At 69.0% G+C, this 19,185-nt stretch carries 40 protein-coding genes; 1 reads left to right on the plus strand and 39 read right to left on the minus strand.

The window, feature by feature from the left end; all coding sequences use genetic code 11:
- Window positions 1–104: 104 nt before the first annotated feature.
- The 20 genes from AC060L_RS24730 to AC060L_RS24825 form a co-directional block, all read right to left on the minus strand.
- Entirely contained in the window at window positions 105–227 is a 123-nt protein-coding gene (locus AC060L_RS24730) for a hypothetical protein (RefSeq protein WP_483801094.1), read from the minus strand.
- Between the two features lie 338 nt (window positions 228–565).
- Window positions 566–1,384 carry a tRNA(His) guanylyltransferase Thg1 family protein gene (locus AC060L_RS24735; RefSeq protein ID WP_483801095.1) on the minus strand — a complete coding sequence of 273 codons (819 nt, stop codon included), beginning with the start codon at window positions 1,382–1,384 and terminating at the stop codon, window positions 566–568.
- Window positions 1,381–2,079: a hypothetical protein gene (locus AC060L_RS24740; protein WP_483801096.1), complete on the minus strand. Its 699-nt coding sequence runs from the start codon at window positions 2,077–2,079 to the stop codon at window positions 1,381–1,383. Before AC060L_RS24740 ends, AC060L_RS24735 begins: the two co-directional genes overlap by 4 nt.
- Window positions 2,076–2,438: a LuxR C-terminal-related transcriptional regulator gene (locus AC060L_RS24745; protein ID WP_483801097.1), complete on the minus strand. Its 363-nt coding sequence runs from the start codon at window positions 2,436–2,438 to the stop codon at window positions 2,076–2,078. The genes AC060L_RS24740 and AC060L_RS24745 overlap by 4 nt, the downstream gene beginning before the upstream one ends.
- Window positions 2,435–2,638: a hypothetical protein gene (locus AC060L_RS24750; protein WP_483801098.1), complete on the minus strand. Its 204-nt coding sequence runs from the start codon at window positions 2,636–2,638 to the stop codon at window positions 2,435–2,437. Before AC060L_RS24750 ends, AC060L_RS24745 begins: the two co-directional genes overlap by 4 nt.
- Window positions 2,635–2,997: a hypothetical protein gene (locus AC060L_RS24755; RefSeq protein ID WP_483801099.1), complete on the minus strand. Its 363-nt coding sequence runs from the start codon at window positions 2,995–2,997 to the stop codon at window positions 2,635–2,637. The genes AC060L_RS24750 and AC060L_RS24755 overlap by 4 nt, the downstream gene beginning before the upstream one ends.
- Before the next feature lie 97 nt (window positions 2,998–3,094).
- Window positions 3,095–3,265, minus strand: a complete 171-nt coding sequence (locus tag AC060L_RS24760) for a DUF7167 family protein (protein ID WP_483801100.1) — start codon at window positions 3,263–3,265, stop codon at window positions 3,095–3,097.
- Window positions 3,266–3,323: 58 nt separating this feature from the next.
- Window positions 3,324–3,863 carry a hypothetical protein gene (locus AC060L_RS24765; RefSeq protein ID WP_483801101.1) on the minus strand — a complete coding sequence of 180 codons (540 nt, stop codon included), beginning with the start codon at window positions 3,861–3,863 and terminating at the stop codon, window positions 3,324–3,326.
- Window positions 3,860–4,051: a hypothetical protein gene (locus AC060L_RS24770; protein WP_483801102.1), complete on the minus strand. Its 192-nt coding sequence runs from the start codon at window positions 4,049–4,051 to the stop codon at window positions 3,860–3,862. The genes AC060L_RS24765 and AC060L_RS24770 overlap by 4 nt, the downstream gene beginning before the upstream one ends.
- 1 nt (window position 4,052) lies before the next feature.
- The gene (locus tag AC060L_RS24775; RefSeq protein WP_483801103.1) at window positions 4,053–4,430 is read right to left on the minus strand and encodes a hypothetical protein; all 378 of its coding nucleotides are present in this window, start codon (window positions 4,428–4,430) and stop codon (window positions 4,053–4,055) included.
- A gap of 10 nt (window positions 4,431–4,440) precedes the next feature.
- Window positions 4,441–4,782 carry a hypothetical protein gene (locus AC060L_RS24780; RefSeq protein WP_483801104.1) on the minus strand — a complete coding sequence of 114 codons (342 nt, stop codon included), beginning with the start codon at window positions 4,780–4,782 and terminating at the stop codon, window positions 4,441–4,443.
- A 33-nt stretch (window positions 4,783–4,815) separates the two neighbouring features.
- Entirely contained in the window at window positions 4,816–5,151 is a 336-nt protein-coding gene (locus AC060L_RS24785; RefSeq protein ID WP_483801105.1) for a hypothetical protein, read from the minus strand.
- Between the two features lie 17 nt (window positions 5,152–5,168).
- On the minus strand, window positions 5,169–5,372 hold the full coding sequence (locus AC060L_RS24790; protein WP_483801106.1) for a hypothetical protein: 204 nt from the start codon (window positions 5,370–5,372) through the stop codon (window positions 5,169–5,171).
- A 35-nt stretch (window positions 5,373–5,407) separates the two neighbouring features.
- Window positions 5,408–5,632: a hypothetical protein gene (locus AC060L_RS24795; RefSeq protein ID WP_483801107.1), complete on the minus strand. Its 225-nt coding sequence runs from the start codon at window positions 5,630–5,632 to the stop codon at window positions 5,408–5,410.
- A gap of 50 nt (window positions 5,633–5,682) precedes the next feature.
- A complete protein-coding gene (locus AC060L_RS24800; protein ID WP_483801108.1) occupies window positions 5,683–6,012 on the minus strand; it encodes a hypothetical protein in 330 nt (109 codons plus the stop codon).
- Between the two features lie 175 nt (window positions 6,013–6,187).
- Window positions 6,188–6,382: a hypothetical protein gene (locus AC060L_RS24805; RefSeq protein ID WP_483801109.1), complete on the minus strand. Its 195-nt coding sequence runs from the start codon at window positions 6,380–6,382 to the stop codon at window positions 6,188–6,190.
- 53 nt (window positions 6,383–6,435) lie between these two features.
- Window positions 6,436–7,134: a DNA methylase gene (locus AC060L_RS24810; protein WP_483801156.1), complete on the minus strand. Its 699-nt coding sequence runs from the start codon at window positions 7,132–7,134 to the stop codon at window positions 6,436–6,438.
- 210 nt (window positions 7,135–7,344) lie between these two features.
- On the minus strand, window positions 7,345–7,695 hold the full coding sequence (locus AC060L_RS24815) for a hypothetical protein (RefSeq protein ID WP_483801110.1): 351 nt from the start codon (window positions 7,693–7,695) through the stop codon (window positions 7,345–7,347).
- Between the two features lie 29 nt (window positions 7,696–7,724).
- Complete coding sequence (locus AC060L_RS24820; RefSeq protein ID WP_483801111.1) at window positions 7,725–8,234, minus strand: DUF3560 domain-containing protein; 510 nt, start codon at window positions 8,232–8,234, stop codon at window positions 7,725–7,727.
- 42 nt (window positions 8,235–8,276) lie between these two features.
- Entirely contained in the window at window positions 8,277–8,618 is a 342-nt protein-coding gene (locus AC060L_RS24825) for a hypothetical protein (protein WP_483801112.1), read from the minus strand.
- Between the two features lie 162 nt (window positions 8,619–8,780).
- Between AC060L_RS24825 and AC060L_RS24830 the strand changes: the two genes are divergently transcribed.
- Window positions 8,781–9,023 (plus strand): hypothetical protein, encoded by a 243-nt coding sequence (locus AC060L_RS24830; protein WP_483801113.1) that lies wholly within the window; start codon window positions 8,781–8,783, stop codon window positions 9,021–9,023.
- A gap of 65 nt (window positions 9,024–9,088) precedes the next feature.
- Here the strand turns inward: AC060L_RS24830 and AC060L_RS24835 are convergent, their stop codons facing one another.
- The 19 genes from AC060L_RS24835 to AC060L_RS24925 all read right to left on the minus strand — a co-directional run bounded on the left by AC060L_RS24835 (window position 9,089) and on the right by AC060L_RS24925 (window position 19,024).
- Window positions 9,089–9,340 carry a hypothetical protein gene (locus tag AC060L_RS24835; RefSeq protein ID WP_483801114.1) on the minus strand — a complete coding sequence of 84 codons (252 nt, stop codon included), beginning with the start codon at window positions 9,338–9,340 and terminating at the stop codon, window positions 9,089–9,091.
- A 91-nt stretch (window positions 9,341–9,431) separates the two neighbouring features.
- Window positions 9,432–9,794: a zinc finger domain-containing protein gene (locus tag AC060L_RS24840; protein WP_483801115.1), complete on the minus strand. Its 363-nt coding sequence runs from the start codon at window positions 9,792–9,794 to the stop codon at window positions 9,432–9,434.
- The gene (locus AC060L_RS24845; protein WP_483801116.1) at window positions 9,791–10,081 is read right to left on the minus strand and encodes an FDXHR family putative zinc-binding protein; all 291 of its coding nucleotides are present in this window, start codon (window positions 10,079–10,081) and stop codon (window positions 9,791–9,793) included. The genes AC060L_RS24840 and AC060L_RS24845 overlap by 4 nt, the downstream gene beginning before the upstream one ends.
- A gap of 313 nt (window positions 10,082–10,394) precedes the next feature.
- Window positions 10,395–10,691 (minus strand): hypothetical protein, encoded by a 297-nt coding sequence (locus AC060L_RS24850; protein ID WP_483801117.1) that lies wholly within the window; start codon window positions 10,689–10,691, stop codon window positions 10,395–10,397.
- Window positions 10,688–11,392 carry an ATP-binding protein gene (locus AC060L_RS24855; RefSeq protein ID WP_483801118.1) on the minus strand — a complete coding sequence of 235 codons (705 nt, stop codon included), beginning with the start codon at window positions 11,390–11,392 and terminating at the stop codon, window positions 10,688–10,690. The genes AC060L_RS24850 and AC060L_RS24855 overlap by 4 nt, the downstream gene beginning before the upstream one ends.
- 1 nt (window position 11,393) lies before the next feature.
- Window positions 11,394–12,266: a hypothetical protein gene (locus tag AC060L_RS24860; protein ID WP_483801119.1), complete on the minus strand. Its 873-nt coding sequence runs from the start codon at window positions 12,264–12,266 to the stop codon at window positions 11,394–11,396.
- A 91-nt stretch (window positions 12,267–12,357) separates the two neighbouring features.
- Window positions 12,358–12,660 (minus strand): hypothetical protein, encoded by a 303-nt coding sequence (locus AC060L_RS24865; RefSeq protein ID WP_483801120.1) that lies wholly within the window; start codon window positions 12,658–12,660, stop codon window positions 12,358–12,360.
- A gap of 45 nt (window positions 12,661–12,705) precedes the next feature.
- Complete coding sequence (ssb, locus tag AC060L_RS24870; RefSeq protein WP_483801121.1) at window positions 12,706–13,230, minus strand: single-stranded DNA-binding protein; 525 nt, start codon at window positions 13,228–13,230, stop codon at window positions 12,706–12,708.
- Between the two features lie 152 nt (window positions 13,231–13,382).
- Window positions 13,383–13,652 (minus strand): WhiB family transcriptional regulator, encoded by a 270-nt coding sequence (locus tag AC060L_RS24875; protein ID WP_483801122.1) that lies wholly within the window; start codon window positions 13,650–13,652, stop codon window positions 13,383–13,385.
- The gene (locus AC060L_RS24880) at window positions 13,649–14,200 is read right to left on the minus strand and encodes a Holliday junction endonuclease (RefSeq protein WP_483801123.1); all 552 of its coding nucleotides are present in this window, start codon (window positions 14,198–14,200) and stop codon (window positions 13,649–13,651) included. Before AC060L_RS24880 ends, AC060L_RS24875 begins: the two co-directional genes overlap by 4 nt.
- Before the next feature lie 100 nt (window positions 14,201–14,300).
- Entirely contained in the window at window positions 14,301–14,438 is a 138-nt protein-coding gene (locus tag AC060L_RS24885) for a hypothetical protein (RefSeq protein ID WP_483801124.1), read from the minus strand.
- Window positions 14,435–14,644 (minus strand): hypothetical protein, encoded by a 210-nt coding sequence (locus tag AC060L_RS24890; protein WP_483801125.1) that lies wholly within the window; start codon window positions 14,642–14,644, stop codon window positions 14,435–14,437. Before AC060L_RS24890 ends, AC060L_RS24885 begins: the two co-directional genes overlap by 4 nt.
- The gene (locus AC060L_RS24895) at window positions 14,641–15,144 is read right to left on the minus strand and encodes a hypothetical protein (protein ID WP_483801126.1); all 504 of its coding nucleotides are present in this window, start codon (window positions 15,142–15,144) and stop codon (window positions 14,641–14,643) included. Before AC060L_RS24895 ends, AC060L_RS24890 begins: the two co-directional genes overlap by 4 nt.
- A 5-nt stretch (window positions 15,145–15,149) precedes the next feature.
- Window positions 15,150–15,374, minus strand: coding sequence for a hypothetical protein (locus AC060L_RS24900; protein ID WP_483801127.1), 225 nt, complete (start codon window positions 15,372–15,374; stop codon window positions 15,150–15,152).
- Window positions 15,371–16,189: an exonuclease domain-containing protein gene (locus AC060L_RS24905; RefSeq protein ID WP_483801128.1), complete on the minus strand. Its 819-nt coding sequence runs from the start codon at window positions 16,187–16,189 to the stop codon at window positions 15,371–15,373. The genes AC060L_RS24900 and AC060L_RS24905 overlap by 4 nt, the downstream gene beginning before the upstream one ends.
- Complete coding sequence (locus tag AC060L_RS24910; protein WP_483801129.1) at window positions 16,186–17,394, minus strand: recombination directionality factor; 1,209 nt, start codon at window positions 17,392–17,394, stop codon at window positions 16,186–16,188. Before AC060L_RS24910 ends, AC060L_RS24905 begins: the two co-directional genes overlap by 4 nt.
- Window positions 17,395–17,397: 3 nt before the next feature.
- Window positions 17,398–17,721 (minus strand): hypothetical protein, encoded by a 324-nt coding sequence (locus AC060L_RS24915; RefSeq protein ID WP_483801130.1) that lies wholly within the window; start codon window positions 17,719–17,721, stop codon window positions 17,398–17,400.
- Window positions 17,718–18,623, minus strand: a complete 906-nt coding sequence (locus AC060L_RS24920; protein WP_483801131.1) for a hypothetical protein — start codon at window positions 18,621–18,623, stop codon at window positions 17,718–17,720. Before AC060L_RS24920 ends, AC060L_RS24915 begins: the two co-directional genes overlap by 4 nt.
- The gene (locus tag AC060L_RS24925; RefSeq protein ID WP_483801132.1) at window positions 18,620–19,024 is read right to left on the minus strand and encodes a hypothetical protein; all 405 of its coding nucleotides are present in this window, start codon (window positions 19,022–19,024) and stop codon (window positions 18,620–18,622) included. The genes AC060L_RS24920 and AC060L_RS24925 overlap by 4 nt, the downstream gene beginning before the upstream one ends.
- Window positions 19,025–19,185: the final 161 nt, after the last annotated feature.

Genomic DNA, 19,185 nt, shown 5'->3' on the forward strand with positions numbered 1-19,185 from the left:
CGCAACTCCAAAGGTCGGAGTACCGTCGGGTTCAACAGCCGTGGCGAGCTGCAGGTTGGCGGGTCGGCGGGGCGCTCTCGCGAGGAGCGTCCCGCTCTGCTGTGTCAGGACGCGAGGAGCTCGCGGACGAAGACGAGCACGTAGTCCGGGAGTTCGCGCAACTGGGCGGGCGTCAGCTCCAACACCTCAGCGAGCAGGTCATCGTCGATCGGGGTGGCGACGGGCATTCAGTTCTCCGGAGGGCAGAGGAGTACCATCGGTCCCGGCGAACAATTTCATCAACACGAACTCCCCAGCTGGCCGGCGGGGAGTTTCGTGCGTTACGGGCCATTGTACACGAACCCAGCGTCAAGTGGACGTTAGTACTCCGCCGGGTCGATGAACGGCGGCAGATGCACGTCAACGAACGGACGATGCACCGGCTCCTGTGCGCACGAGCAGCTACACAACTCCGACACCGCCCACTCCTCACCCGCCGACAACTGCCCGTCATCCCAATACGGATGAGCCTGCGGCTGCTCCATATGCCGATCGATCAGGCACAACGGACAGACCCGGGCCGACGTCATGCCGCACCATCGGCCGGCTGCTCGGCAGGACCGTCGAGAGCGCCCGTCAACTGGGGCAGGACGGGAATGACCCCGCCCAACCAACCGCCAGGCTCGGCCGTGAAGTGTGGCGCACCGACGGTCTCCCACCAGGAACGGACCGCCGTGGTCTGCACGGTCTCACCAGTGCGCCGATCGACGTACTCGACATCCCGGCCGCCAGTCTGCCGGACCGTCACCCGGCCGCGCTTGAAGCCGTCGTCGTAGTGGTTCCAGTTGATGCCGTGCTCGGACCACAGCATGTCCTGCATCTGTCCCGTGTTGACACCGTGGAGCCGCCGGTGGGAGAAGCGGGCCTGTGCGGCCATGCTGATGCTGTTGCGGACGGCGTCGCGCTGGCGCCACAGGAAGTAGTTCGCGACCTCGACCGGGTTAGCCAGGGTGAAGACCCGGGCGTCGAACAGGGCACGCCGGCCGGGCCGCAGAGCGTTGAGCTCGGCCGTGGCCAGCGCGGCGGCTATCGACACCTGCTTGGCGACGACGCCGCCGAACCACGGCTGCGTGCTGACGCTGCCGAAGTCGGTGGAGAGCACGGAGATCTCGTCGGACTGGGTGTAAGCGAACACCGCCCCGGTGATCTCCTTGCAGAGGGCTTCGGCGACGTGGTTCATGTCGTCGGCGAACTGCGTGTCGAACGGCTTCTCGGCGCCGCGCAGGTAGGCGTGGAAGGAGCGGCCGTCTACGCGCAGCACCGTGTAGGTGCGGCGCGGCAGGACGGCCCGGTAGGCGGCCTCGTGCTGCTTCATGCGGTCGCCGAGGGCGGTCGAGTCGGTCATGCTGCTACTCCCGGAGTCGAGGGGTCATCGAGGGCGGCGATCACCCGGTCAACACAGAACCGGTAGCCGCGCTCCCACTCGGTGGTGTCATCCCCGTCCGCGATGTGCGCCGCGGCCCGAACGGCGGCGATCCGGGCCTCGGACGCGGAGAGTGCCCGCTCCGTGGTGCCGTGAGCCCCGACCTCCCCGGTGTACGCCTCCTCCCAATGGCTGGTGGCCTTCTGCCCCGCAATGAGAAGCGCCTCCAGGCCGCTCACCTTCGCCTCGTGCCGTTCGTCGCAGCAGATCAGCGGCACGCCAGCGGCAAAGCTGTCCCGCTCGGCGAGGGCGGCGCGCAGCTGCGAGTACGCCTTATCCAACTCCTCGTTACCCCGCTCGATGTGCTGCTCCGCAATGACCAGATCGGCCTCGGCCTTTTCGGCGCGGGCGAGCGCTGCCTGACGGTCCTGGTCGTACTCAGCTATCCGCGCCTCGTGGAACATGCAGGCCATCGCTCGGGCCACGGCGGTCAGCAGCCGCTCGGCGCGTTCCAGTCGCTGCTGTGGGGTGTCGCGGTTCCACAGCCAGATCAGCTGTGCTGCAGTGGGCACGAGCCGCTCGTCCTCGTACGGCTCCTCGCCCTCGTGCAGCTGGGCCAGTTCGGCCTGTGCTTCGGCGAGTTGGTGACGGACCTGCTCATGATAGTGCTCGGTCATCTGCTCTCCCCTTCGGGGCTCGGACGGGTGTAGCTGGCTTCAAGACGGGCAGCGATCCGCCGCGCATCATCCGGGCCGGCGCCCGGCTTCGGCGGCGGTGGCAGGACCCGCAGTCGGGACGATCTGAGGAGCCCACGCTCATGCGCCAGATGGACGACATGGGCGTCATTGCGGGCGCCGAGCTTGGCCCGGACCTGCTGGCTCAGCGAACCGACCCCGCTGATTGTGATGCCGAGAGCAGTGCCGATCCGACGCCAGGACTCCCCGGCTGCCGTGCGGCGCACATACTCCAACTGCCGCTCGGTGAGACGCGCGCCGACGCTCGGGGTCCAGACGCGACGGCGTTGGCGGGGCGTCATGACGGGTTCTCCTTGCTGTTCATGGCGGCCACGATGTCGGCGAACTGGGCGTCCACCCGGGCCTGCTCGATGCTCACGGCGTCGGTGTTTTCCTGCCGCTCCCGCTCCTCGACCGCGCTCCGCTGGGCGGCGCACAACACCGCGGTAAGCAGGACCACCGCCAGTGCAAACGCCGGCACATAGCCGAACAGGGCGCTCACGACGCACCGCCCGACGCGAACCGGGCCAGCGCCTTTTCCACAGTCCAGCCGTTGACGGTTACCTTCGGCGCTGCCTCCGCCGCCAAGCGCAGCGCGGTGTCCAGGTCGAATCGGTGTGCGGCGAGCCAGTCGTCGCCTCGGTCGTACGGCTTGATGCCCTCCGCCCAGATGCCGTCTACCCCGAGGCAGTTGCCGTGCCGGGTGACGGCCCACAGGCCTTCACCGCGGTACTCGACGGTGATCTCGAAGACGTGGGCGTCCGGGCTGGCGCCCTCCGGGATGCAGTTCACGATGTAGCGGGTGGGCTGAACGATGGGCTTTACGGCGGTCAGGGTCTGGGTGGGGGTCTGGTCGGGCACGGTGGCTCCTCGGGTGGGGGCCTGCCGCGCGGGACGGCAGGCCGGGGCGGTCAGCAGGGGATGGGGGTGGGCTCGTCCGGGGCTGGCGGCTCGGAGGTCACGAGACGTGCCAGCCGGCCTGGACGTGGTTGTCGATGGCGCCCTGAACCTCGTCGGCCATCGCCTCGTCCTGCTGCGCCTCGGTCATCTGGTCCCAGCCGTCAGGGGCGTCGATCTCGTAGCTCTGGTCCGGGCCCGACATGCCGACGTAGATCGTGATGCGCGTCATGGGCAGTGTGCTCCTTGGGTGGGTGGCCGCCGCACCCCGCGGCGGCCGGCGGCGTTGTCTACGGGGCGGTGCGTGCGGCTCGGTCGAGTTCGGTGGCCGCCGGGCAGTGGCAGGACATGAACGCCGTCTCGCCGTTGGCATGCTGCGGGCAGTGAGCACGGAGCATCGCGGAAGCCTCGGCGAGAACCTCGTCGCGGTAGGCATCCAGCAGACGCCGTCCCTCATCGGTCGGACAGGCGGCGTCGAGCGCGGCATCAAGCGCGTCGCGGGCGGCGCGCGGCGTGTTCGCGGCGTTTCGCGCCACGACGGACCAGTGCTGCACCACATGGTCGTTGACCATCTGCGGACCGGCGTCCAGCACTCGCAGCGCCTCGGCCATCCCGGCGCGGGCCTGATCGCGTTCGGCGCGCAGCCGGTCGGTGATCGGCGTCAGCGCGTCGGTGTACATCTCGCGGACGCGCACACAGTCCGAGCAGCCAATCTCGCCTGGCTCGAAACCGCAGTCGCCGCAGAACGCGCCAGCAGTGGACAGGGCGGCCAGGATCTCGTCGCGGACGGCGAGTTGCTGGTCGGTCATCGGGGGCGGGGTGTCGGTCATCGGTTCAGCTCCTTCATGCAGGCCCGGCAGGTCACCGGGGCGCCCCCGGGCTCTTGGTCGCCCCCAAGGGGGACCAGGTCGTCGCAGGCGGTGACGAGGTTGTTCGCGAAGTCGGTGCTCGGCCGGGCAGCATGGACGGCCCGGCCGCCGTAGAAGCGGACCCGATGCGGGTAGTCAGTGGCGGTCATCTCAGCCCTCCTGAACGGTGGTGGTTTGCGTGGCGCGCCGGCGGACGACGATCTCGGTGTCCAGCACTGTGCCGCCGTCGAGGCGGCTGAGGGACAGCCACTGGTCCCAGTCGCCGCCGGCCATCACAGGATCCGGCGTCCACTCCAACCCGGCAGCGCCTTCGCAGTGCGTACGCAGCCACGCCTCCGCAGCGCCCCGGGCGGTCACCTCGTCCTGGCAGTAGGCGAGCAACCGCGGCGTGAACGTCGCGGAGTCGTACACGGCCTCCCACGGCGGGAGAGCAGCGGCGGCCTCGGCGAGGGTTTGGGCTCGGTACTCTTCGAAGATCTCCCGGGTGTGCTGCTGGAGCCGGGTGTAGGCGGTGGTGGTGTCGGACATGGCAGCCTCCTCAGGCAGTCTCGGTGGCGGCGAACGTGGATTCCATGTGCGCGGTCAATGCCTCCGGATCGATCCCGGCAATCAGCGCCGCCTCCCACGCCGCGTCCGGCGCCTCGCCCATCTCCAGCTCGTCGCTGATGTCCGCGAGAGTCGCGAACAGGGAGTCTGGCGCCGCCTCAGCCAAGGCCAGGAGCAGGCGGTACGCCCACCAGGCGTTCACGGAGGCGTCGGCGTGCGCGGCGAACTCGGTGCCGGTAGTGCGAACGATGCCCACGTTGTGAGCGATCGTCTGGCGGAGGAAAATCTCGCGGCGGGTACGAACGGGGTCGGCCGCGGTGTGCTGGTCGTTCATAGTCACTCCTTCATGGATGGTGGGTGCGCGGCTTCAGGCCGCCGCGCGGGCCTTCTGCATGGCACGCTGCTCGGTTTGATAGGCCCGGTACGCGCGGGCACACGGCCCGCAAGCGGCCTCCTTGCGGCGCTGATGAGCGCGGGCGCCCTTCGGTGTGCCGTGCTCGATCGGCTGCTTCTGGCGAGGCTTCGACAGCCACCCGGGCTGCGCCTCGTCGAACGCGGCCTGACACGGGACACAGGGTGTTTCCTTGCGGCGCAGGTGCCCCATGTAGGCCGCCACCGTCCCGCACGGCGGCGGGACTTTCAGGCCGCACGCAGCAAGGAGCCGGTCCAGATCGTCGTCACTCGGGTCAGGGGCCAGGTTCACGGCCGGCTCCAATCGGGTCAGCAGGGAATGGGAGGCTCGTCCGGCGCCGGGGGCTCGGCGTCGAGGTAGGTGGTGTTGCGGGTCGGGTGCGCGTTGTAGATCTGCGGGTCGCCGTCGTACCTGACCCGCAGCCAGCCGTTGCGGAAACCGACGATCACGCCCTCACGGCGCAGGCCAGTGCTGTCGGTATGCGCGATCCGGCAGCCACGCCTCGCAGGCACGTGGTGGGCGGCACGGACCCCCTCGGCCGACGTCGTCACGACCCGGCCTGTTGCTCGCGGCTGAGCTGGTTCAGCCTCTGAGAGCAGTTTCGGCACGTGACGACCGCATCGTCGGCCTTCAACTCGTCACGCGGACCGTTGGAATAGCCGCACACCGTGTGCAGCGCGGTGTGGCCCGTGGGGTTGCGGACGGCGCGAGCAGCGTGGGTATTTCGGCCGCCATGCAGACGGAGACGGTGCGGGAACTCAGCGTCGGTCATGGTTCCTCTTCTCGGGTGGGGTGGCCGCCGCAACAGCGGCCACCGAACAGTCAGTTGGCGTGGGCCCGTGCAACGACCTGGCAGTGCTTGCGCCATTCCTCGACGGTGGCGCGGATCCTGGCGGTCGCCTCGCGCTTGCCGTCGTCGTCCTCGTCGTGCTGGCCGTACACCTCGGCGTCGATAACGTCACACTCGGCGAGGATCATGTTCCGAAGGTTGTCCCGCTGCGTCAGGAACACATCCCGCGCGATCTCGACGTCACGGACGCTCTCGTCACGGAACGCGTCGAGCAGGCTCTCGGTCTTGTCGCCGTACAGGTCGCCGTACGGGTCTTCGTTTACGCGGCGAGCCCAGCGCCAAAGGTCGTCACGGGCGTTCATCGGGTCTCCTTGGTGGTCGGGTTGGTGCGGGCGGCACGGCGGCCCGTCATGCGGGCCAGGACCTGCTCCGGGGAAGGCGGCTCCCACTGATGCCAGCCGGCCTGCTCGGTCCACTGGCGGGCGTGACCACGCTCGGGAAGACCGCAGTGGCCGCAGCCATTCGGATCGGCAGCCATCAGACGGTCGGCGCCAGGTCGAGGCGAATCAGGTCAGCGGCCGACTCGTGCAGCACACAGTCGCCGCGCCGGAACACGACGGTGTGCATGACCTGCTGCGGGCCGAGTTCCTGGCAGAGGACAGTGACGCGGCGGCCGATCTCAGGGACGGTCACGCCAAGCTCGACGGCGAGAGCGGCAACGGCGATGGTCATTCGGGACTCCTTGAGAGGGAAGGCCCGACGGGACGCCGGGCTGAGGAAGAGATTCAGACGGTCACAAGTCGGCCGTCAGGGCTGTGCTTCAGATAAGGGCGCATGATCTCGGGGATCGGGTCCGTGTCGGGCACGCCCCGCAGCGCCGAACCCCAGCCCTTGAGGAACTCCCGGCCGATGTACTCGGTGAACGCCGGCGGGATCGCTTCGGTCAGTTCCTCGTGTACATCGGTCCACGTGATGTCCATCGCGGCCTGCATCTCGGACACGCTGCCCTTGCCGCCACCCTTGCCGTACGCGGCGATGTACGGACCATCACGCCATACGCCGTGGCGCCAACCGCGCACCGGGCCGCGGTGCTTGGGATGCGGAATCCGCGCAGGCTCGCCACCCCACCACTCGATCTCGAAGTGCCGGTGCCGGATGACGCCGAGTCCGAACATCTCGCCGCACAGGGTCAGGTCCTTGCGGAGGGTGGAGCCGCTCACGTTCTCCATCACCCACGGAACGCCGTACCAACGGCACAGCTCCCGCATCTGTGGGATGAGGTCGATGTACTCGCGGCCGAAGTTGGTCCCCTTGGTCAGCGCAGTGTGTGCCTGGCAGGGCGGGGACCCGTGGACGAGGTCGGAGTCCTGGCACAGTTCGCGCATCGCGTCGAGAGCGTCACCCCGAATGAAGCGGAAGGGGTACCGTGGCCGGTCGGCGATATCGACACCGACGACGTCAAAGCCGGCGCGGTGGTAGCCCATGCCCGCGCCGCCAGCGCAGCAGAACAGGTCGAGGACGCGGGGGCGGCGAGCAGGCACGAGGCTTCCTTTCGGGTGTGAGGCAGGGCGCCTGTACGAGACGGGCACCCGGGCGGCCATCAGACGGCGGCGCACGCCGCGGCCCAGTGCCACAGCAGGTGGTTGGGCGGGTGCTGCCCGGGCGCCCGTGCGGAACGGGTGCCTGGGCAGCCATCAGACGGTCTTGCCGTCACGCATCGCCGACAGCAGCGCCGGAGCAGCCTGAAGACCCGCGCGATCCGGGTGCTCGACGTCGAGGGAGAACTGAAGGTCCACGACGGCGCTGACAGCCTCCTGAAGAGCAGCGCGGCGGGTCTCGTCCTCGGTCAGCGGGAAACCCTTAGCGAGGTACTCGCGGATCTCGCGGGCGTCCCGCTCGTCCAGCTCGGCCTTGAGCAACGTCGTGGATGAGCCGTTGAACTTCGGGCCGGCGAGCCGGTAGCCGTCGCTGTCGTTGCCGATCGACAGTTGCAGGCCCTTGGTCCAGCCGTCCTTGCACACCTCGATGCTGATCGTCTTGGGCATATCGTGATCTCCGTTTCAGTGAGCGTTGGTCAGGCAGCGGGGTCGGTGGTTGTCACGCCGTCGCGGGTTCGGGACAGGATGCGGTCGTATTCGCGCTTCGGATCGTCGAAGCCGCCGCCAGGGCCCTCCAACGTGAGGGTCTTCGCGTTGGCACGCTTCACCCGGTATGTGTCGGTGCACAACTGGTGCGAGCGGACCGTGACGATGTCACCCGGCTGGAAATCGGCACGGCACCACGGGCGGGAACGGGCGCCCTTGACTGCGGCAAGGTCGGCAACGATCCGCGCAGCGTTGGCCTTGACCTGGGCACGCTTGGCCTCCTCGCTGGCTTCGACGGCCCGGCGGGTGGCGTTGTCCGCCCGCTCGCGGTCACGGACCGCGGACCGATGGGAATGGTGACCGACGAGAAGCGGCTGGCCGCCGGCGAACCGGCCATACAATTCGGAGGAGGTCTCGGCCATGCGATCGGCCCTGGCGGCGAGTTCGGTGGCGTTCTTCTGCGCCGCCTCTGCTGCGTGAGCGGCTTGGCTAGCGTCCATGGCGGTCTCCTTGCGGGCAATCGGGGTCGTGGCGAAGTTGGTTCAGCCGACCTCCGGCACGAGGTGCGCGGTCTTCGGGTATTCGGCGACGATCCCGGCGATCAGCGGCAGCTCGGCGGGGGCATAGCCGGGGGTGGTGGTGAGCCAGCCGGCCCGGCACTTCTTCGGCTTCAGCAGGGTGAAGAGGGCGCGGCGAACACGGCCCGCGGCCGAGTACGCCTGCTTGATGCGGCGGCCGAGAACGGACTTCGCGGAGCGGATGAGCTGGTCGTCGGCACCGAGGGTGCGGAGGTAGCCGGTGATGGTGACCAGTCGGGGGTCGTTGAGCTGGGTCCAGGTGACGGTGCGGGCGGCGGCGATGGTGCGGCGGGCGATGCGGAACATTGGTGACCCCACGGCTACTTGGTCCGGCCCCATGCCGTTCCTTGTGGGTACAACGCTACGCATCTTGTGGGTGCAAGGCAAGCGGTCCGTCAAAGAATCTTGTGGGTGCATAGCGGTGACCGTGCCGTTGCCCTTGTGGGTACAGGCCGATACCCTGCGAACATGGCCAAGACAAGCGACGACTACGAGAAGTCCAAGAACATCCGCGTCCCGAACGCCACAGAATGGGCCCCATTCCTCGACGCCACCAAAGCAATGCACCCCGAAGGCCGCAGCCCCCGCGCAGCCGTCCTCCGCGAGTTCATCCGCTGGTACATGCGACGCCCCGGAGCCAAGCTCCCCGAGCGCCCGCCGGCCGGCCCCTGGTCCTCCGTCGCCGAACCCGAAGCCATCACCCAGGACTGACCCGTCCCGCCCCCGCCCAGCCGCACGGTCGCCGCCGTGGGGCGTTTCGTGCTGCCCGCGCCCGCTCACCGCAGGCCCCGCAAAGCCGCCTCGCGAAGGGCCCGGTCGGCTTCCGACTGGTTCACCACGTACATCTGGCCAGCAGGCACCAGCGACGACGCCCGCACGGTCACCCACGCTGGAAGATCGGCCGCAGCAACCGCCGCACGAACCTCCTCGACCCGGAACTCCTCGACCAGAAGCGTCAGCCGCGGATACATCAACTCCAGCACGTCGTCCCACGTGCAGGCCGCCGGCGTCTCGTGCTGCCCGCTCACCGCTGCGCCCCCGGATCCCACACCGGAATCCCAGCCGCTGCAGCGCCCGCAACCCGCGCGCGAAACCACCGAACGTCCATGCCGCAGCAGGTCACGACGCCTTCCCGAGTGTCTGTACGTACTGCCACTTCGAGGCCGCGGTGAGCCGGGCAGTGTGTGGCGTAGCGGGCGCGTCGCCGCCGCGTGTCGCCCGGCACTTCACGCCTGCCGCTGCGCCGCAGTACGGGCAGGCGACGACTTGCGCACCGGAGAGGGCGAGTTCGCGGCGCGCGGCGTCCCGCTCGGCGGTGAGGGTGCGGATCGTCTCGCCGGCCCTGGCGAGCTGCGCTTCGAGGTGCGTGATGCCGACGCGCAGCAGATGCGTCTCGGGCGTCGTCAGGGAGCGGTGACCGGCACGGCTCACGAGGGTCAGGAGCTGTTCGCGGGACGGCAATGCGAGGCGATCGGCGCTCACGACGCCACCGCCGAGCTGCGCCGTACGTCGAAGCCGCCTGCGTCGGGTGCGGGCCACGACCACAGCACGCCATACGGCATCGGTCTGGCCACCAGGCCGACATTCGCGGGGTCTACGCATCGTCTGTCGATGCCGTGGGTGCCCTTGCGGTGCGGGCTGGCCGCGGAGTCGCCGCTGAAGGTCCTGCAGCAGCCGCTGCAGTGTGCCCGGTTCGCTCCGGTCCACCAGCCCCCGCAGGCGCCGTGCCGGATGGCGTTCGTCGGGGGCGCAGGCTGGGTGTCACTCATGTGTGCCTCATTTCGTGTTGATGGAAATCCGTGGGCGGCCTCAAAGCCGCCGGGGATAGATCGGGACGTCTGGCGCTCTGAGCGGCCCAGTGAGCCGTTTCCCCGGACTACGCCGTCGGTGGCCCATTCGACGGCCCGTCAACCACCGCCCCCGCCACACGGCCCGTCGGCGCCGACACCTGCCAACCGGCCCGCTTGAGCTCCCGAGCCACCAGCCGACCCAACGCCGACCGGTCTGCCGACGGATGGTCGTCCAAGACGCCCTGGATCAGCGCCGCGACAGCGTCCGGAACCCTCCCCACCTGCGGCGCAGTCACGATGCCTCCCGTAGCTCGGCCTCAGCCACGACCTGCGCTAACGCGGCCCGTATCGGGCTGTCGTTGAGGCGGCCGGTGCAGTCACGTTCGGGTGGCAGGTAGCCGGACCACTGGCTGGGGAACACGAGGCCGAGGATCGCGGCAACCTTCGCGGCGGCCTCGGGGTTGGTGAGCACTCGGGTGCGGCGCTGCTTGCAGTCGGCGACGGCCTTGGCGTGGGCGCCGCGCAGGTAGGCGGGCAGGTCGCCTTGGAGCCGCAGCGCGCTGATGTCCCATTCGGTCGGCTGGTTCATGCCGCGTCTCGGCGTCGGTCGTGGCCCTTGAGGGCGATGCGATCGCACATCTCGAAGAGCCGGCTGTAGACGCGTTCGCCGAGCGTGGCGACGAGCTGCTCGGAGGCGAAGTTCGAGGTGAACAGGGTGGGGAGCTCGTGTTCGTACCGGTGGTTGACGAGCCGGTAGTTGATCTCTTCGGTCCATTCGGTGGCTTTGGCGGCGCCGAGGTCGTCGATGAGGAGGAGCCGGGCGTCGGCGAACTTGCGGAACTCGGTCTCGCTGTCCACGTTGTGGCGGGGCCGCAGGAGGGCGTACAGGTCGGCGGCGGGGGTTGCGCGCCAGGCGGAGCGGATGCCGGCGCAGGCAATGTGCCTCAGGGCGCCGTAGGCCTCGTGGGTTTTGCCGACGCCGGTGACACCGACGAGGAACAGGCTGGGGCCGTGTTGGACGTAGGGCCGCAGTGCGTGGGTGCGTTGCTGGTTGGCGCGAGCCCCGTCGATGAGGCGGTTAGCCCACGCGACGATCGCCGGGTCGGTGGCGACCGCGGTCCGGTAGTGGTGCGGCATGCGGTTCTCGGTGTCGGCGATCGCTTCGAGGGTTTCACCGGCGGGGCCGTACGGGTCGGCGGCGGCGTCGGCGAGCAGCTGCTGCGGGCTGGTGCCGTGGGCGGCGAGAATCTCCGGGAGCCGGTTCGCAGTCAGGTCGGGGGGCTTGTTCACGTCACTTCCACTCGTCGTAGGCGGACTGGTCTACGGGGTTGCGGTAGGGCTCGTAGCCGCCGGAGACGGCTTTGAGGGGTGGGAAGGGGACGGGGTCGGGTTCGTCGTCGTAGCAGCCCTTGTTGAGCCAGGTGGCTGGGTGCTTGGTGTACTTCGGGTCTTGGCCGGCTCGTTCGGTTGCGTAGCTGCGGGCGGCTTCGACGATCCGGGCGGGGTTGGCGCCGTCTCTGATCGCCTTGTCCCAGGCCTTGTTGGCGGCTGCTCGCTCTCGCTTCTTCGGGTAGGCCGCATAGAAGTCGGCGAAGCCTACGGTGGGTGCCGCATCGGCAGCTGGCGCGGCCGGAGTCGGGGGTGCGGCAGAGATATGTATCAGTGAGGGGATTGAGGGGGTTGAGGGGAAGGGGTCCGGGTTTTCCGGACCCTGAGTCCGGGATTCCCGGACCCTGAGTCCGGAATTTCCGGACCCTGAGAATCCGGACCCTGAGGTGTCAGCGTCCAGGTTTCCCGGACCCTGAGGTGTGGTGTCAGCATCCGGGTTCTCCGGACCCTGACCGGCGTCCTCAGCGTCCGCGATTTCCGGACCCTGAGCGGATGCCAGGTCGGCGATCCGGTACACGGCGCGGCTGTGCTTGCGGCCGCTGGAGATGACCAGCAGCGCGCCCTTCGTCTTGAGAGCCTGGAGCACTTCGTAGCGACTGGAGCGGGCCGGCAGCTTCATCCGGCGGGCGATCTTCTCGTCGTTCTCGATGCCTGGGAGGCATTCGCGGGTGCGGTCGCGGGCGCTTTCCGCCAGCACGACGAGGGCGAGCTTCTCGCGGTGCGTGAGGGTCGCCGGGGCGTGGTCGAGCACCTCGACGATCAGGCGGATTCCCACGGGTGGTCTTCTCTCGACGGTTGCGGACTGGGGGCGTGAGGGCGCCGTGAGGGTGCCCGGCCGGCGGAGTAGTCCGGCCGGGCGGTTCGGGTCAGGCCGCGTGTGTGCTGGACTGCCGGACCTGGTCGATGGCTCGGGCGAGGGCGCCGTTGCCGTTGTCGCGGTCGTACAGCCACGGGTCGATGTCGTCGCCGGAAAGATCGACCTTGAGGACGCGTCCGCGCAGGTAGTCGAAGTAGCGGTGCGGGGTGGCGTCGAGGATCTCGGCGGCCTGGGTGACGGTCATGGGTCGGGCACCACTGGGGTCGAGGAGTCCGAGGCCGAGCTGCTGGCTGTTGTTGAACAGGGAGGCGAGGACGGCGGCGCGGTCGAGGCCGGTGATGTTGATGGTCATGTCTGTCTCCTGAGGGTGGGGATGGGTGTAGGGGCCGGGTGATGATCAAAACGGGGGCTGGGATCCGGTGTCCGGCGCGTTCCAGCCGCCGTTGGCCTGCTGCCCGCCGTTGCCCCAGCCGCTGCTGGCGGGCGCCCCGGACTGCTGCCCCCACGAGTCCTGCTGGCCGCCGCGGTTCTGCTGCGGCTGCTGGGCGCCGGACTGGCCGCGCTGAGCCTTCGTCACGATTGCCGTGGCCCGGCGCAGGGAGACTGCGACGTCGTCCGCCTCGATTTCGAAGGCCTGCCGCTTCTGCCCGTCCTTCTCGTACTCGCGCATCTTGAGCCGGCCTTGAACGACGAGGGCGGTTCCTTTGGCGACCGAGGCCGCGATGTTCTCTGCCATGTCGCGCCAGGCGTTGACCCGCAGGAAGAGCGTTGTCCCGTCTTCCCAGGCGTTGGTCTGCTTGTTGTAGGTGCGCGGCGTGGATGCGATGCGGAAGGAGGCCACAGCGGCTCCCGACCCGGTGTATCGCAAATCTGCGTCTTCAACCGCGTTCCCGCAGATCGTGATCGTCGTGTCTCCGGCCATGTCAGTCCTTGGAGTTGAGGGCGGCCTCGGCGCATGTCTTGTGTGCCGGGTGCCGCTGGTTGTCGCGTAGGTGGGTGGGGCCGCCGCAGTGGATGCACGGCCCCGGTTTGGTCACCCAGTGCTTGCGGTCGCGCCAGTCGAGGAGCCGGGGTTCAGGCGGCTGCACTCGTTCGCGCCGGGACCGGCATGTCCATACGCTGGTCCGGTGTGGTGCCGGCGTAGATGCCGGACCTGTGTGTCACGGGTCTGCCTGCCTCCGCGACCAGGACGTCACGCAGGCAGGTCTTCTGCATGGAGCAGGTGGCGCAGACAGATCTGGCGACGGCGATTTGGACTAGGTCGTCGCGGCTGCTGTAGCTGGTCGGGAAGAACAGCTCCGGGTCTTCTCGCCGGCATGCGGCGTCGGGCCAGTCGCCAGTCATCGGGCCGCCGCCATCTCCACCCAGCGCACCTTGTCCAGCCGCTCGCGCTGTGCCTGCGGAAGCGCGAACAGCGGCTGCTCGTAGTGGTCGTGGCCCGCGGCGCGCAGCCACCAGGCGTCGCACTGGTTGTCGTCGGCGAACTCGATCCCGGCCCGCTTGTAGGCGGCCATCGCCATTGGCGTCTTGTCGCCGGAGCCCTTGCCGGTGGCGAATGCCTTGAGGGTGGCGGGCACGATGAGGACGTACGGGATGCCGGCCTGCATGAGTACGGTGCGGGCGACGCCGTGGACCATGCCGGTGATGCCGGCGGCCATGGCGTGCTTGGGGAGGTCTTCGATGACGGCGATGTCGGCGCCTTCGGCGGTGGCGCCGTGCAGGGTTTCCTGGATTTGGATGAGGCGCTGGTCGCCGTCGGCGGAGCGTGTCTTGACGGTGTAGGTGCTTCCGTCAGGGAGGCAGATGCCGGTGGCGGTGAGGGAGAGGTCGAGCCCGAGGATGCGCAGGGTGGTGGTGTTCGACGCGGCGTCGGGTTCGGCGAGGAGGGTCATCGGGGGCTCCATGCGGTGAGTGCGAGGGTGGCGAGTGCGGCCCCGACGCCGCCGAGGAGGAGCGCGGCGTCGAGGGTGGGGTGGTGAAGCAGGAGCTGGGTCACGCGGCGGCCTTGCACATCTGCGGGACATCGCCGGGGCCGTAGCCGCCGGGACGTGTCCAGGCGGGGATGACGCGGACGAGGCGCGGCCGTACGGGCTGCTCGGGTTCGTGCCGGCGGTCGGGAGTGGGGCTCATTGGGGGTCTCCCGGGTTGGTGAGGGTGCCGCAGGTGGGGGAGTGGATGAGGTGCGCGGTGACGGACCCGCACTGGCTGCAGGCGCGGAACGCCTGATCGAAGGCGCGGGGCGCGCCGGCTGGCTTCAGCTGGAACTTGCCGAGGAGACCGGCGGCCGCGAGAACCACCCCGCCCCAGTACGCGCCAAGGACGAGCGCCGACCTCATGACGCTGCCTGCAACGGTCTGCGCTGCCAGTCGGCGGCCTCGTTCGCGGTCTGCAGGATCTCCAACTGGGCGGTCAGGGAACGCAGCTGCTCATCCCGGGCGGCGATCTGCTTGCGTGCTTCGGCGAGCTGCGACTGTGCGTCGTTGCCGATGCGCGGCGCTGACTTGACGGCCCGGTCGCCGCCTTCCCACTTGTCGAGGCGCTCGCGCAGTTCGACGATCGTCTTGTCCTGCTGGGTGATCGTTGCGCGGTGCTTGGCTGCGGCCCGGGTGAGGCGCACGATGCGCCGGCGGTCGGCGTCGGCGAGTGCCGTAGTGCCGTCGATGATGTCGTTGAGGCGGCCGATCTCGTGCTGGCTGGCATCTTCGGCCCGCGAGATGAGCCGGCCGTTGAGGCGGACAGCGGCATCGCGTTCCTCGATGGCCTCGTCGCGCTGCTCGACGAGCCTGACGACGCGGTCCTGCAGGGTGCACATCTGCTTGTGCTTGCGATTGAACATGGGCTCTACTCCTGGCTGGTGGCGACATTGGCCGGCAGGATGCCGAGGCCGATGGCGAGCGTGACCGCGTGCGTCGGGTTGGCGGCGCCGAGGGTCTGCATGGCGTCCCGGAGGCTGCGCCGGGCCGCATCGACGGTGATGCCGAGCCCCTTCGAGAGCTGCGGAAAATCCAGGCCGCGGGCGAGCAGGCAGAGCACCTGCACCTGCTCGCCCGACAGCTCGGGGATCACGGCGGGAGGACGACTCCGCTCGACGTCACCGCCAGACGGAAAGGATGCAGAGGCCACGTCCGCTCGATCCGCACCGTGTCATCCGACTTCCGCAGGTAAGCCTCAAGACCAGCAGCCTGCTCGGCAGCCCAACCGACCTGACGCTCATGCAGCTCGGCCAGCGACAGGCCAGCCACCTCGTCGAACCGGGTCGTGCGCTCCGCCTGCACCCGGTCCGGCCATCCCTCGAAGGGCCGGTGAGCGATCTCGCCGATCCACCAGGCGACCCGCGCGGACTGCAGCGCGTCGTACTCACACCCGTGCGCGGCCGTCTCGTCCCATTTCAGGCCGTACGCCTGCGCCACGGTGATGAGCTGCCTGGCACCCTGCTCCTTCGACGGCCGCTTGCGGTACGGCAACACCTGCTGATCGAGCACGCGGGTGTCGATGACCGGTCCGACCGGGCGACCGATCAGATCCTCAAGGCCGCCGAGCCGGTGACGGCGGCACTCCCGGTCCAGCAGGGTCAGGTCGTACGGCAGGTTGTGGCCGACCAGCGGGATCCCGGCGCAGACCGCTTCGGCGATCGCGGTTGCGATCTCCTCGACACCCTTCGCCGCATTCATGCCCTCGGCGCGGGCCTGCTCGGTGCTGATCCCGTGGACCTTCGTGGCGCCTTCGGGGATCTCGATCCCGGGGTCGATGAGCCATGTCCGACCGTCGCTCTCCCGACCGTGGAGCCGAAGAACGGCGGCGGTCACGATCCGGTCTTCCTCAACATCGACGCCCGTCGTCTCAAGGTCGAACGGGCACAGCGCCCCCAGGTGCCAGCTCATCGGGCACCCGCCTTCAACGACGTGAGGAACGCCCACAGCTGCGACGTCTCCGCCGAGCCCGGCATCGTGCCGCCAGCAAACTCGGCGAACCGCTCCTCGATCTGATCGGTTGACCAGCCACGGGCGCCGGCCGCCGCAACGATCTGGAACCACACCTCGGTTGGATCCTCGTCGTTCACGATCTCCGGCTCGATCACCTCCTCCTGCGCGCCGTGGAACAGCGCAGATGCATGGGCGGCCTCGTCTTCGGGGCTCGTCTCGCCGTAGTCGCCCGGGTTCAACAGACGCTCAGCCAGGCCACCGTCATCGCGCACCTTTCCAGCGCCGATCTGCTCCAGCGTGGCCAAGTACGCAGCGGGGGCTCCTGCGGACTGGGCTTCCCGGTAGAGCGCCCGAACATCCTCGACAGTCTTTGCAGCCTGGGCGAGGGCATGGAAGTCTTTCGGTGGCCCCGCCGGAGCAGCAGCTCGCGGTGCCGACTCGATCGCCGGCCGATCCGGAACGGCAGCCTTGCCGCCCTCGATCGCGATCTGCGGCACCTGCCCCGCAAGCGCCTGGCGCGCCGTCATACCCCGCACCTCGACCACGATCACCGGGAACTTCTTCGTCTCCCCGTTCGCCACCCGCTGCCGGGGCTCGATCCGCAACGACACTGGTACCAGCGCCTTCCCGCCCGTCGCGGAAAGCAGCATGTCGATCTGCCCCGCGATCTCGTTCGCCGCGTAGTAGCCGTGCGTCTCCATCCGCCACACCCCGAGGTCCGGCAGGTCCGGCAGCATGACGTTCAGTCGGGTGGTGGGCGAGCAGACCGTGCCCTTCTTCCGCTCGAACCATCCCTCGCCATGCTGAGCCAGGCACAGGCACGGCCGGTCCGACAACTGCTCGGTGACGCCATCGCAACGCCTCGCGCAGCCGCCCTTGGACCACATCTCGTTGGCCTGCGACAGCGGGTCGCCGGGCGGCAGGATCGCGTCGATCGACTTGGCGTTGGTGACGACCCGCCACTGCTGTGATCCGGATCCGAGCGGCTGCCACTTCTCGACCGTCCCGCCCCACAGGCTTGCGGCGGCCTCCAGGTAGTGGGGAGCGTGGGAGGTGACGATCCATGTCTCTGACGTGGTCGGGAACTTGCCGTTGTATTCGCCGGATCGCAGTCGGCCGAGCTCGCGGGCCTGGCGCTGCATGGTGAGGATGCGTCCAGCCATCGGTCAGTCCCCCTTGGCGGCCCGGCGCTGCAGGGCCTTGATGAGTGGCTTGGTGTTGAGCCAGGCGACCGGATCGGCGCCCATGCGTTCGAACTCGTCGTTGATCCCGGCGGTGACGGACTCGTAGGCCGCCGTGTCGGTGCTGGGCAGGTGCACTGTGGTGAGGGCCAGCCCGACGACATCCGCGATCTCGTCGGCGCGACGTCGCAGGAACGCGATGACGTTTCGGCAGTACCGGGGCTCCATGTCGGCGATCCGATGATCGACGCCGTGGGCGTCGGTCCATGTCTCGGACTGGTCGAGGACGCTGAGGTTGATGTCGCTCACGCGGCCGCCCGCCCAACCGGAAGGCTCAGCGCTTGGCCGACGACCGTCTTCGACAGGCCCGTAGCCCACTCAGCGGCCTGCTTGATGACCAGGAACGCCGCGAACACGTCATCGCCACACAGGACCGGCACAACCCGGTATCCCTCCGGGCGCAGGTGTAGGACGATCCCGGTCGAGTGCACGGCCGGCATCGGGATCTGGGTACCGTCGCGCAGCCAGCAGACCTTCGCCCGCCGGTACGCGGACATCTGCAAACCGGCCTCGGCGTACACGCCCTTGACGTCCAGCTCGCCGCCGGTCTTCGTGTCGCCCTCAAGGAGAGTGTCGGCGGGAAGACCGAGCAGCGCCGCGATGATCGGGCTGCGATACAGGTAGTCCAGCGTCCCCGCGTAGCCGTCCTCGTAGTTCCCGACAACCATCTCGGACGCCTCGAACTCGATCTCCCAGTCCCGAACGAACGCCAGGAAGTTCTCCAAGTACGGGACCATCCCAGGATCGTTCAGCAGGTCGGCGGGGATCGGCGTGCCGAGGATCTGGGACTCGATCACCTGGTGAACGGCCTTTCCGACGTCGGCCCGCTCGTCCTTCCGGCGGGTGTGGGCCTTGCGGAGCCAGTCGTAGGTGTCCTCCCGCTGCGTGCTGGTGCGGGAGTTCGCGACCAGGTGCGGCAGGTTGTCTATGGCGGTCTGTGCGGTGAAGTTCGCGGACCAGAACACGAGCGGCTCTTTGGAGCAGCCCTGGCTGAGGATGGTTGTGACACGGCGGAGCTTGGTGCCGGTGATCGGGTCGCGATACCAGCCCTGCGAGGGCTTGGGGATCCGCTGCTCGCCGATGGGGGCGGTCTTCGGGGTCTTGCGGCGGCCGGCTGGGGCCTTCGCCCCGGCCTCGGTCGTGACGGTCACGCGACCCTCCGGTTCTGCTGGCCGGGGATCTGGCCTGCCGTACGGAACCGGTCCTCGGCAGCCTGCGCGGCCGCTGTCAGCTTCGCCGCATCCACCCGGCACCCGGTGGTCGTGATGTGCACCGTTACCCGGGCCGTCCGATCCAGCAGATTCACGATCGCGTCACGCAGGCCGTCAACCGCAGCCGCCGCCCACTCCATGCGCTGCTCCGACACCTCACGGCCCGCGGCCTCATCCGCCCGTAGACGCCGCAGATCACGACGGGCCTGCGCCAGCTGCAGCAGGATCTCCGCCACTTTCTCAGGGTCGTCGTCGAACGCGTCCGCCACCAGCTCGACCATGTGGTGCGCGTCATCGGTCACATCGACCGTCGCGCCCAACGCTGTTGCTGTGATGTCCATCAGGCGGCGCTCCTCATCTCGACATGCTGGTCCGGGGTTCGCCCGCAACCACACGGGCACAGCGACTGGAGAGCGATCGCCTCCTGTGAGGTCGAGCACTGGCCGCCGCAGCAGGTCCGCTTGGCGTGCAAGGCTCGGCGGAGGCGCGCGTAGGCGATCAA

The organism is Kitasatospora sp. NEAU-69 (genome assembly GCF_057158765.1).

Coding starts and splice junctions, on each gene's coding strand:
- AC060L_RS24730 (WP_483801094.1), bottom strand. CDS start 227: ATGCCCGTCGCCACCCCGATCGACGATGACCTGCTCGCTGAGGTGTTG.
- AC060L_RS24735 (WP_483801095.1), bottom strand. CDS start 1,384: ATGACCGACTCGACCGCCCTCGGCGACCGCATGAAGCAGCACGAGGCC.
- AC060L_RS24740 (WP_483801096.1), bottom strand. CDS start 2,079: ATGACCGAGCACTATCATGAGCAGGTCCGTCACCAACTCGCCGAAGCA.
- AC060L_RS24745 (WP_483801097.1), bottom strand. CDS start 2,438: ATGACGCCCCGCCAACGCCGTCGCGTCTGGACCCCGAGCGTCGGCGCG.
- AC060L_RS24760 (WP_483801100.1), bottom strand. CDS start 3,265: ATGACGCGCATCACGATCTACGTCGGCATGTCGGGCCCGGACCAGAGC.
- AC060L_RS24765 (WP_483801101.1), bottom strand. CDS start 3,863: ATGACCGACACCCCGCCCCCGATGACCGACCAGCAACTCGCCGTCCGC.
- AC060L_RS24770 (WP_483801102.1), bottom strand. CDS start 4,051: ATGACCGCCACTGACTACCCGCATCGGGTCCGCTTCTACGGCGGCCGG.
- AC060L_RS24775 (WP_483801103.1), bottom strand. CDS start 4,430: ATGTCCGACACCACCACCGCCTACACCCGGCTCCAGCAGCACACCCGG.
- AC060L_RS24780 (WP_483801104.1), bottom strand. CDS start 4,782: ATGAACGACCAGCACACCGCGGCCGACCCCGTTCGTACCCGCCGCGAG.
- AC060L_RS24795 (WP_483801107.1), bottom strand. CDS start 5,632: ATGACCGACGCTGAGTTCCCGCACCGTCTCCGTCTGCATGGCGGCCGA.
- AC060L_RS24800 (WP_483801108.1), bottom strand. CDS start 6,012: ATGAACGCCCGTGACGACCTTTGGCGCTGGGCTCGCCGCGTAAACGAA.
- AC060L_RS24805 (WP_483801109.1), bottom strand. CDS start 6,382: ATGACCATCGCCGTTGCCGCTCTCGCCGTCGAGCTTGGCGTGACCGTC.
- AC060L_RS24810 (WP_483801156.1), bottom strand. CDS start 7,134: ATGGGCTACCACCGCGCCGGCTTTGACGTCGTCGGTGTCGATATCGCC.
- AC060L_RS24815 (WP_483801110.1), bottom strand. CDS start 7,695: ATGCCCAAGACGATCAGCATCGAGGTGTGCAAGGACGGCTGGACCAAG.
- AC060L_RS24820 (WP_483801111.1), bottom strand. CDS start 8,234: ATGGACGCTAGCCAAGCCGCTCACGCAGCAGAGGCGGCGCAGAAGAAC.
- AC060L_RS24825 (WP_483801112.1), bottom strand. CDS start 8,618: ATGTTCCGCATCGCCCGCCGCACCATCGCCGCCGCCCGCACCGTCACC.
- AC060L_RS24830 (WP_483801113.1), top strand. CDS start 8,781: ATGGCCAAGACAAGCGACGACTACGAGAAGTCCAAGAACATCCGCGTC.
- AC060L_RS24845 (WP_483801116.1), bottom strand. CDS start 10,081: ATGAGTGACACCCAGCCTGCGCCCCCGACGAACGCCATCCGGCACGGC.
- AC060L_RS24850 (WP_483801117.1), bottom strand. CDS start 10,691: ATGAACCAGCCGACCGAATGGGACATCAGCGCGCTGCGGCTCCAAGGC.
- AC060L_RS24865 (WP_483801120.1), bottom strand. CDS start 12,660: ATGACCATCAACATCACCGGCCTCGACCGCGCCGCCGTCCTCGCCTCC.
- ssb (WP_483801121.1), bottom strand. CDS start 13,230: ATGGCCGGAGACACGACGATCACGATCTGCGGGAACGCGGTTGAAGAC.
- AC060L_RS24875 (WP_483801122.1), bottom strand. CDS start 13,652: ATGACTGGCGACTGGCCCGACGCCGCATGCCGGCGAGAAGACCCGGAG.
- AC060L_RS24880 (WP_483801123.1), bottom strand. CDS start 14,200: ATGACCCTCCTCGCCGAACCCGACGCCGCGTCGAACACCACCACCCTG.
- AC060L_RS24885 (WP_483801124.1), bottom strand. CDS start 14,438: ATGAGCCCCACTCCCGACCGCCGGCACGAACCCGAGCAGCCCGTACGG.
- AC060L_RS24890 (WP_483801125.1), bottom strand. CDS start 14,644: ATGAGGTCGGCGCTCGTCCTTGGCGCGTACTGGGGCGGGGTGGTTCTC.
- AC060L_RS24895 (WP_483801126.1), bottom strand. CDS start 15,144: ATGTTCAATCGCAAGCACAAGCAGATGTGCACCCTGCAGGACCGCGTC.
- AC060L_RS24905 (WP_483801128.1), bottom strand. CDS start 16,189: ATGAGCTGGCACCTGGGGGCGCTGTGCCCGTTCGACCTTGAGACGACG.
- AC060L_RS24910 (WP_483801129.1), bottom strand. CDS start 17,394: ATGGCTGGACGCATCCTCACCATGCAGCGCCAGGCCCGCGAGCTCGGC.
- AC060L_RS24925 (WP_483801132.1), bottom strand. CDS start 19,024: ATGGACATCACAGCAACAGCGTTGGGCGCGACGGTCGATGTGACCGAT.